Source organism: Rubrivirga sp., from assembly GCF_049648075.1.
In the GTDB taxonomy this organism is placed as follows: domain Bacteria; phylum Bacteroidota; class Rhodothermia; order Rhodothermales; family Rubricoccaceae; genus Rubrivirga.
The window spans coordinates 1-9,209 of sequence record NZ_JBARYR010000627.1 but is presented as its reverse complement, the minus strand read 5'-3'; the positions used below and the strand labels follow the sequence as shown (position 1 = coordinate 9,209).

General features: G+C 68.4%; 10 protein-coding genes. 4 read left to right on the top strand and 6 right to left on the bottom strand.

Going from position 1 to position 9,209, the window contains the following annotated elements:
• A complete protein-coding gene (locus tag WBA11_RS17110; RefSeq protein WP_424521855.1) occupies positions 1-357 on the top strand; it encodes a DUF3140 domain-containing protein in 357 nt (118 codons plus the stop codon).
• 22 nt (positions 358-379) lie between these two features.
• On the opposite strand, the gene WBA11_RS17105 is transcribed toward WBA11_RS17110, so the two are convergent.
• From WBA11_RS17105 to WBA11_RS17090, 4 genes are all read right to left on the bottom strand, one after another.
• Positions 380-745 carry a hypothetical protein gene (locus WBA11_RS17105; protein ID WP_424521854.1) on the bottom strand — a complete coding sequence of 122 codons (366 nt, stop codon included), beginning with the start codon at positions 743-745 and terminating at the stop codon, positions 380-382.
• Between the two features lie 101 nt (positions 746-846).
• Positions 847-1,887: a glutathione synthetase gene (locus WBA11_RS17100; RefSeq protein ID WP_424521853.1), complete on the bottom strand. Its 1,041-nt coding sequence runs from the start codon at positions 1,885-1,887 to the stop codon at positions 847-849.
• A gap of 35 nt (positions 1,888-1,922) precedes the next feature.
• Entirely contained in the window at positions 1,923-3,815 is a 1,893-nt protein-coding gene (locus WBA11_RS17095; RefSeq protein WP_424521852.1) for a flavohemoglobin expression-modulating QEGLA motif protein, read from the bottom strand.
• On the bottom strand, positions 3,812-4,603 hold the full coding sequence (locus tag WBA11_RS17090; RefSeq protein WP_424521851.1) for an N-formylglutamate amidohydrolase: 792 nt from the start codon (positions 4,601-4,603) through the stop codon (positions 3,812-3,814). The genes WBA11_RS17095 and WBA11_RS17090 overlap by 4 nt, the downstream gene beginning before the upstream one ends.
• A gap of 105 nt (positions 4,604-4,708) precedes the next feature.
• Between WBA11_RS17090 and WBA11_RS17085 the strand changes: the two genes are divergently transcribed.
• From WBA11_RS17085 to WBA11_RS17075, 3 genes are all read left to right on the top strand, one after another.
• Positions 4,709-6,130 (top strand): hypothetical protein, encoded by a 1,422-nt coding sequence (locus WBA11_RS17085; RefSeq protein WP_424521850.1) that lies wholly within the window; start codon positions 4,709-4,711, stop codon positions 6,128-6,130.
• A gap of 41 nt (positions 6,131-6,171) precedes the next feature.
• Complete coding sequence (locus WBA11_RS17080) at positions 6,172-6,597, top strand: hypothetical protein (protein ID WP_424521849.1); 426 nt, start codon at positions 6,172-6,174, stop codon at positions 6,595-6,597.
• 100 nt (positions 6,598-6,697) lie between these two features.
• On the top strand, positions 6,698-7,123 hold the full coding sequence (locus tag WBA11_RS17075) for a hypothetical protein (protein WP_424521848.1): 426 nt from the start codon (positions 6,698-6,700) through the stop codon (positions 7,121-7,123).
• Positions 7,124-7,215: 92 nt separating this feature from the next.
• On the opposite strand, the gene WBA11_RS17070 is transcribed toward WBA11_RS17075, so the two are convergent.
• The gene (locus WBA11_RS17070) at positions 7,216-8,091 is read right to left on the bottom strand and encodes an ion transporter (protein ID WP_424521847.1); all 876 of its coding nucleotides are present in this window, start codon (positions 8,089-8,091) and stop codon (positions 7,216-7,218) included.
• A gap of 147 nt (positions 8,092-8,238) precedes the next feature.
• Positions 8,239-9,209, bottom strand: a 971-nt coding sequence (locus tag WBA11_RS17065) for a glycosyltransferase family 4 protein (protein WP_424521846.1), incomplete at its 5' end; no start/stop codon positions are given.

Here is a 9,209-nt window from a genome sequence, read left to right as displayed (position 1 = left end):
ATGGACTGGACCGACGACCGACAGGAGACTTACAACGAGTTCCGCGACCTAGTCAATATGCAGCCGCACGACCTCGAGGACTGGCTCGAGACCGACGACTCGAAGCGGGTCGGGGCGAAAGAGGACGGCGGTGAGTCGACGGGCCACAAGTCCGGCCGGCGGATCGTCGAGATCAAGCGGACCAACAAGGACGACCTGACCGAGTCCGACCTCGACCACATGTCGAAGGTGGTCGGTTACATCAAGCGCCACAAGGCACAGATGCCGGACGGCGACGTCTCCGAAATGGACTGGCGGTACTCGCTCAAGAACTGGGGCCACGACCCGTGCGAGGACGACGGCGTCGACTGCGGGTAGCGTCCTCGAGGTCGGCCTATCTCTACCTGCTTGACCCCGAGGACCGGCACTGCGTCCCGGTGAATTTCGGGGGCCACGCAATCGTGCCGTCCTCGACGACGCCCACGACGAGCCACACGTGACAGGTCGCCTCGTCCTCGAGGTAGGTAGCAGTCTCTCCGTTGCGAAGAGGCTCGATCTGAGCCCAAGCGGTCCGAAATCCCACGACCTCAGGCGGTGGGGCGGACGTCTCCGAAAGAACGGTGTCGATAATCAACGCGTCAGCCGGCGCCCCGACGGCCTCGAGGACGATCTCGAGGGGAGCCCGAACAGACGAGACCGACACCGTATCGCCCGGCCCCACAGCGAAGCCATCGAGGTCGACGCGATACTTACCGTCGTCCCCCATCGTCAGAGGGTGAGGAGGCAGCGAACGGTCGGTCTCGACGGATCGGGGGGGCGCGCTAGCGCACCCCGCAAGCATCACCAAGGTGAGGAGGGCCGCTCGGATCACAGGGTCGCCAGGGTCACGTTGTCGAAGTGCTGGCTGTAGTTCGTCTTGGCCTCGACCTTGCGGTGCATCGCGTCGATGATGGCCGGGGCGAAGTCGACGCCGGTCGTCTTCTGGATGCTGCCGATGCCGCCGGGACTGAACACGTTGACCTCGAGCAGGATGCCGCCCGCGATGTCGATCCCGACCATGAACATGCCGTCCTGGATCAGCTGGGGGCGGACCTTCTCGGCGATCTCGAGCTCGCGGTCTCCGATCTCGGCCTTGGCGATCTTTCCGCCCGCGCTGATGTTGCTCCGGACGTCGTCGCCGGAGCCCTCGCGCCGGAACGCGGCGTAGGTGCCGTCGACGACGAGCGGCTCGCCGTTGACGAGGTACATGCGCGTGTCGGCGCCGGCCGCGTCCTCGAGGAACTCCTGGACCACCATGTAGCCGTTCACCGACACCGCGTCGATGATCTGGTTGAGGTTGGCCGTGTCGTCGCCTCGGACCACGAACACGCCGTCGCCGCCCGATCCTTGGAACGGCTTGATGATCGCGTCGCCGCCGTGGTCGTCGATAAACCGTCGGACGTCGTCCTCGTGACGGGTGACCAGCGTCTTCGGGCGGACGTCGGACGGAAAGCGCTGGAAGTAGACCTTGTTGACGGCCTTGGCCAGGCCCTCCGGGTCGTTGAGGACGATCACGCCGCGCCGCGCCAGCATCTGGCCGAACACGATGCCCGCAGACTGCGCCCACGGTCGGTCGCCGGCGTCGTCCGCCGGGTCATTGCGCAGGAGCAAGACGTCGATCTCTTGGGCCGCGATCCGCTCTTCGACGCCGTCCTCGACGACGCCCGCCATGAACGTCTTGATCGTCTTGTACGTCCCGCCCGGCCGGCGGACACGGACGCGCATCGTCTCGTCGGGGTCGCAGACGAAGTCCTCGACGGAGAGGTACAGGACGTCGTGGCCGGCTTGGTGAGCCGAGAGCGCGAGGCGGGTGGTGGTGTACCCGGCCCGCTCGGTCTCGAAGGAGTTGATGAGGAACGCGATGCGCATGGAAGATGGGGAAGCCGGCCTCGAGGACGAGGCCGTTAGTCAGACAGGAGATCCAAGACAGAGAGGCCGGCGCGAGCCCGGTCCAGACGCGTGAGCGCGGCCGGGTCGTCGGCGAGGAGGGGGCGGAGCGGGGCGTCCTCGAGGACGCCGCGGGCGTGCAAGTCGTCGATAGCCGGCACGTGGCGCAGCGCGATCTTGCCGACGAACAGAGGCCAGAAGTCGCCGCCGTCCTCGAGATAGCCCAGCAGGTCGCGCAGGCCGCGGAGGTAGACCATGTCCTTGGTCAGGCCGCCGCCGCGGCGGAGTCGGAGCGCGACCTTGAACGAAGACCGCTCGGACAGACCGGTCTCACGGATCACGCGGTAGAGCTCGAGAAAGTCGGCTCCGTTGGCGAGCGCGTCGGCGCCGACGACTCGGGCGGCCAGGGTGCGGAAGCGGCCCGCCGTCAACCCGCCGACGAGCCACTCGCTCAGCACCGCGATCCCCTCCTGCAAGTCTTGGTAGCCCGCCATCCCGAGCCGGAGCTGCCGGAGCGGCTGGGCGCACCCGTTCGCGTAGGTCAAGACGTGCGTCCCGACCTCGTGGGCCAGCAAGGCCTCGACGCGGTTCGCGCTCAGGCTCATCTTCGCGCCGACCAAGAGCTTGCCGCGCGACACCATCAGGCTCCCCGGCATGTCGTCCCGGATCTCGACCTCGACGGGCACGTGCTCGGACTTGGTTCGATACGCCTCGAGCTGGGCTCGGGCGGCGGCCGCAAACGCCGTCGCCCCGACTTTCTCTTTCCCGCGCTTCGACCGGGGCCGCTCATCGAGGACGGCGACGATGTCGTGGGCAAGCGCGACCAGCTCCGGGTCGGGAGCGCCGTAGACGCGCAGGCTGGTGGGCAAAAACTGCGGCGTCTCGATGTCGAGCACCATGCGGATGTGCGCCTCGATCTCGTCCCGGCACTCGCGCAACAGGCCGTGGACCGTCGGGTCCTCGACGTCCTCGAGGGGGAGCGCGAACAGCGTCCGGCGCGCGGCGTCCGGGTCGAACGCGATGGGACGGTACAAAAACTCGGGCTCGCAGTCGCAGCCGGCCGCATTGAACTCGTCCCAGGCCTCGGTCGCGTTGATCGGTGTGACCTGGAGCAAGAAGCCGAACGAGCTCGCCACCTCGGCCAAGCCTTGGTCCACGACGTCGGCGGTGTCCTCGAGGACGGTGCGCCCGAGCGACGCCACGGGCTGGTCGGCCTCGAGGGCGGCGGTGTGCGCGAGAGGTGCCGCGATCGCGGTGCGGAGCGTGTCCAAGACGCGCGGGTAGAACTCGTCGTCGCGGGCGTTGACGAACACGGCGTCGACCGCCAGCCCGACGACGGTCGCGTCGACCTCGAGGGGAAGCAAACCTGGAGGCGCGATCGAGGTCGTCTCGACGTGGTCCACGTCGGCGCCCTGGCCCGCGATCTCGATGCCGGACAGGCCGTCGCACAACTCGTCGAGGGCGCCGGTCCGCAGGGGCTCCCTAGTGTAGATGGTGAACCGAGGCGCCCGGCCGAACGGGTCGACGTCGCTCGCCCCGCTGTCGTCGAGCGGCGTCCAGACCTCGGCCACGAGGAGCGCGCCGGCCGCGCGCCGAAGCTCACGGGCGACCGTCTCGACCAGCTCGCTCGCCGCGTCTTGGTCTGTGGTCGAGGTCCAGACGTACGCCGGTTGCGTTGTGACCAGGTGGTGCGCCTGCTCGCACGCCGCCTCCGCGGCCGATCCGTTGGCTGCGCCGGCCTGGCGGCTCTCGCGACACAGCCCTCGGTGCACCGCCAACACTGGAACGGCGTGGTCGATGAACACGCGTCCATTGGCTACGCCGGCCTGGCGGCTCTCGAGGTCGAGCCGGACGGGCTCGCCGGCCTCGAGGGCGGACCGGATCCGGCTGCTGATTTCGGCCGTGGTCACGACGTGGCCGCCACGCGCTCCTCGAGGACGCCGGGGACCGTCGACGCGAGCGCGCGGTGGAGCTGGTCGAGGTGGGCGCGGTCGGGCTCGCCGGACCACTCGTCCATGAACGTCTTTTTGAACTCGACCGCGATCACGCACGCGGCGCTGCCGAACGTGTGGTGGATCCACTGGGAGAAGTTGCCGCCCTGGAACTTGACGTTCTCGCGCACATCGAGGCCCGTCCGTCCGGCCTCGACGGCGCCGGCCTCGAGGTCGGCCATGAACCGGTCGACCAGGCCGCCCCACGTGTCGCGGTCCAGCGTCCCCGTCCCGATGTTGACCTCCGGGTTCTCCTCGGGGTCGGCGATGGGTCCGTCCGGTCCGTCTCGCTTGTGGTTGTAGCTGTGCAGGTCGAACACGACGACCGAGCCGTGCTCCTGGATCTTGAGCGAGAGCAGCTTCTCGACGGCGTCGTAGAACGCGTCGTAGGTGGCGAGCGACCGCTCCTCCACGTTGCCAGGGAGCCCGTCCTTCCAGACCGTCAGCCCCCACGCGTCGTCGGGCGTCCGGTAGACTGCGCGCCCTCGAGGTCGGTTCAGGTCGACCTCGAAGCGCGACCGCTTCCCGACGATCCGCGTCTCTGCAACGTCCGTCAACTCGCCAGTGAACGGGTCTTCCTCGCGGAGCCGCCCGGCGTCCTCGAGGGCGAAGTGGGGGAGCGTTTCGGGATGGACGGCGTGCCCGTCGTGGACGGCGGCGGCGACGAGGGGACCGGGGCCGGTCGTGAGCTCGAACGGATCAGACATGGCGGAGCGAGAGGGGAATCTCCCTACGCGGTCGCCCTAAAGAGAGTTCGTCGTCGTCACCGGTAGCTTGTCGCATGGACGACCTCGATCTGGTAGCGTGCAGCAGTGGGTAACGGGGTCCTCTCATCCGTCCACCCGCTCGCGACGGCCGTCGCGGTGCTAGGAGTCCTCGCCGTCGCGTCGTTCGGCATCCGGCGCGCCCAGGTCCGCCGTCGCATAACGCCCGCCGGCGCACGTCAGGCGATGCTCGCCTCGACGTGTGCCGTGGCAATCGCGATGCCGTGGCTGTTCGAGGACCTGTGGCCGGTCGTGCTGGTGGCTGCGATCTCCATCGCAGTAGTGTCTTGGTCGAACGCCGCCCGCGTGATCCTCCCAGGACAAGACGGCAACCGGCGGTGGGCGATCGGTGGGATGGCCTTGCCGTTCGCCGTCGTCGGGCTGTTTGTGATGACGGCGTCGTCCCCGGTGCTGTACGCGATCCCGTTCTTGCTCCTGGGGTTGGCCGAGCCCGCGGCCGCGCTGACAGGCGAGCGCCACGGCTTGGTGCCGTACGCGACGGCGACGGGTACCAAGAGCCGAGAGGGGTCTGTCGCCTTCGCGTTCGTGGCCTTTTTGTGCGTCCACGTCCCGCTGTTGGTGCTCACGCCGGTCGGACGCGCCGAGGCGCTGTGGATCGCCGCGATCGTGGCCGTGCTCGCGACCATCGTCGAGGCCGTGACCTGGGGCGGGCTGGTCCACCTGTTTGTCCCTGTCGGCACGTATGTGGTGATGGTCCGGCTTCTCACCCTCGATGCCCCTGCGCTAGCGGGCCACTTCCTGGTCTTGGTCGGGCTGGTGACGGCGGCCGCCATGCTCCGGCGGGAGACGACGGTCGGTGGGGCGGGCGTGTTCGGTGCGGCCTTGGTCGGGTACCTCGCGTGGGCCTTGGGAGGGACCGCGTGGCTGCTGTCTCCGGTTTTGGTGTACGCCTTGTACGCGCGGGTCTGGCCCGTGGCGCGCGAAGCCGACGGCTTGCCGCATGATCCCGAGCGGCGTCCCCACACGGCCCTCAACGTGTTCAGCGTGTCGGCGGTCAGCGTCGCTTGGCTGTTGCTGTCGAACGTGGTCGGGACCGAGTTGCTGTTTCCGTACGCGCTCGGGTGGGCGGTCTCGCTGACGTACCTCGGCGTCGAGAGGATGCTGTTCGCGCGCTCCGGCTGGACGATCGGCCAGCTCGCGTGGCGGGCCTCGTGGCGGGCGACTCTGGTAGCGGTCGTGCCGGTCCTGCTCGTGATCTGGCTCCGAGTCGCTGCCGACGCGGTGAGCGAGGCGCCGGTCGGCGGGGCCGCGGCACCGGACGAACCCTTCATGCTCACTGTCGCCTTCTTGGGAATCGGACTCGTCGTCACGAGCGCCTCGGCTACAGCGTTCACCTTGTGGCGACGAAGCCAATGGAGCCAGGTGAGCGTGGGGGAGGAACGACTGTTCCGCGCCGCCGTTGCCGCTCCACTGACGGCGCTGGGCCTGTTGGCTCTGCTCGTACCCTAACCTCCGTACCCCTCGTTGTCTTCAGAGACTGTTACCTGACCATGCTCCAGTACCTCCGACAGCGACGCCAGGCCCGTCGCATCGCCGCGATCACCCTCGACAACGCTCGCGGACGCGCCCAACGGGGCGCGGACCTGCTCGACGACCGCGATCCCGGCTGGGCGGCTCGCATCGACGCGGCCTCTCTCGCCCTCGAGGACGGACAGGCGTGCGTGCTTGGACAGCTCTGCGGTGAGTACCGACGGGGGTTGGGGCGGGCCCGCGTCCTCGATCTGTCGAGCGCGCCCGGTCGCTTCGTCTCGCCCGTTGATCTCGGCTTCCAAGCGATCTCGGACCTGGGGCGAGCGGCAGAAGACCTCGACTACGCGCTCTTGACGAGGGCATGGCGCTTGGAGATCGCGGACCGGATGGGCGGTTCGTCCTCGAAGGTGAACTGGGTCCGCACATCGGTCCTCAGGGCGGGATAGAACTCGGGGTCCGTTTTCGAGGTCGTGGACACGATGCCGTCTTGGAGCTGCGTCGTACGGGCACTCATCGCCTCGACCTATGCGCTCGTCGACCACCCTGATGGTCTCCCTCTTCATCCTCAGTGTGCTCGGGTGCCTGGACACGCAGGACGGGACGCCGTCGTCCGCAACGTCTTCTGCAGCTGCCGACACCGTCGACGCCCTCGAGCCGGCCCTGACGTCGACGGACTCCTCTGCCGTCCTCGAGTGGTGCCTTGGGCTCCTTGACGACGTCACGTCCTCGAGGACGGCTGACGCGGAACGGGACGCGCTGAACCGCCTGGGAATCTTCCACTACGACCGAGCGACCCAGGGCGCGATCACCTATCCGAATGGGTTGTCGGCGTTCGACGACGAGGGCGACCCCGTTTCGTTCGGGTCGCGGTGGGAGGACCGGACGGCCTACGTCCGGCTCCGTGCGTGCGGGACGACCATCGAGTACCGGCCCATCGAGGCCGCCAACCTCGTGACGTTCATGTACGAGTAATACTGTGACGTCTCGTCCGTCTCGAGGCCGAGGGTGGGTAGCCCGGTCAAGGTCGACGCGGTATGTAGGGAGGCGACGTCCCCGCACTGGCGTCAGTCGTTGGCAGAGACCACGGACTCAGCTCCGGCCACGGCGCGGGCCTCGTCCCGTACCTCCTCGGTGCGGCCTGCCAGCGACGGGGGGGGCTCTCGTAGGAGGCACTCCCCGCACCGCTTGCAGAACCGGGCGTCGTCGTCGTGCTCCTCGAGGCCGCACACGGGGCACTCGGCGTAGCGGTTGGCGCGTCGCCCCGCGTTGATCTCGTTGGCAAGCTCGACGGTCACGATCCCGGTCGGAACGGCGATGATGCCGTAGCCCATCAGGATGATGACCGTCGCGACGGCCTTGCCCAGCGCCGTGACGGGGTAGATGTCGCCGAACCCGACCGTCGAGAGCGTCACGACGGCCCAGTAGACGCTCTGTGGAATGGACGTGAACCCGTTCTGGCCGCCCTCGATGAGGTACATCGCCGAGCCCATTACGGTCACGACGGTCATGACGACGAAAATGAACACCAGGATTTTTCGCCGGCTCGCGACGAGCGCCCGCCCAAGCTGGCTGGACTCGTCGAGGTAGTTGGCGAGCTTGAGCACGCGGAAGACCCGGAGCGCTCGCAGGATTCGGACCGATAGGAGCGCCTGAGCACCCGGGATAATCAGGCTTAGGAACGTCGGTAGGATCGAGAACACGTCGATAAGCCCGTAGAAGCTGCGGGCGTACCGCAACGGGCGCCTGACGACGGCGAGCCGGGTGACGTACTCGACCGTGAAGATGGCCGTGAACACCCACTCGGCGGCGATCAACTGCGGCCCGTACTCTGCGCTGATCGATTCGATGCTCTCAAGCATCACCACCAGCACGCTCGTTAGAATCGCGACGATCAGGGCCAAGTCGAACACCTTGGCGACCGGATCCTCGGCGTGAAACACGATCTCGAACAGCCGACGCCTGATCGGTCCATCGGCTGGTCTCAGGCCTTCCGGCGTAGGGGCCTGGGCGGCGGCGTGGTCGATCCCGTCGTCCGAGGGTTCTCCAGGGCGAGGGGCAGAGAGTCCGTTGAACCGCATGCCGGGAAGCTAGCCGCGATCGGCCGTCCGGCGTGGCGTCGCAGCCTCGAGGACGGCCTCGAAGCGCTCGGCGATCGCATCGAGGTCGAACGTGTCCTCGGCGTACGCGCGTCCCGCGCGACCCATGACAGCGCGGCGGTCCTCGTCCTCGAGGAGCCCGACGACGGCTCGCGTCAGGGCCTCGGCATCACCGGGCGGAGTGACGACGCCGGCACCGGAGCGGGTCACGATCTGGGCGGCCAGGTTTTCAGCGGGTACCGAGAGCACGGCCGGCCGGCCGGCGGACAGGTACGCGAGCACCTTCGAAGGGACGGAGACGGCGCTGGCCTCGGGCTCGAGGACGGCGACGAGAACGTCGGCAGACCCCAAGACGTCGGGGAAGACCTCGAACGGCTGGAAGGGGAGTAGCGTCAGAGCCTCGAGGCCGCGTGACTCCTTTTCTCGAGCCAGCCAGTCGGCCCCTTCGCCAGACGAGACGACCACCAAGCGTGCGCCCTCGAGGTCGGCCAGGCGTTCGGCGAGGGCGGCCAGCCCGGCGGGGTCGTGCTTCATGCCCAGCGTGCCGGAATACAGCACGACCGTCTCGGCCTCGAGGCCGTGTGCCCGCGCCCACGCGTTGTGCTTCGGGCGGAGTGGGAGGTCCGCGAGGGGCGCCCAGTTTTCGAGGACGGTGACGCGGTCGGCCTCGACGTTCCAGGCGTCGAGGAGCGGCCGGAAGCTGTCGGTGATGGCGATGACGGCGTCGGCACGGCGGAGGAGATGTCCTTCGCGAGCCTCGAAGACGCGTCCGAGTAGGTGGCCGGGCAGACCGAACCGGCTCTCGAGGACGGACCGCGTCCCGACGGACATCACGTCTTGGAGCCAGTTCACAAAAGGGACTCCGAGGACGCGCGCCGCGCCCTCGAGGGCGGCCACCGTGTCCAGGCCGCAGTTGGCTGCGACGACGACCTCGGGGTCCCACCGCCGCACGTGATCGGCAG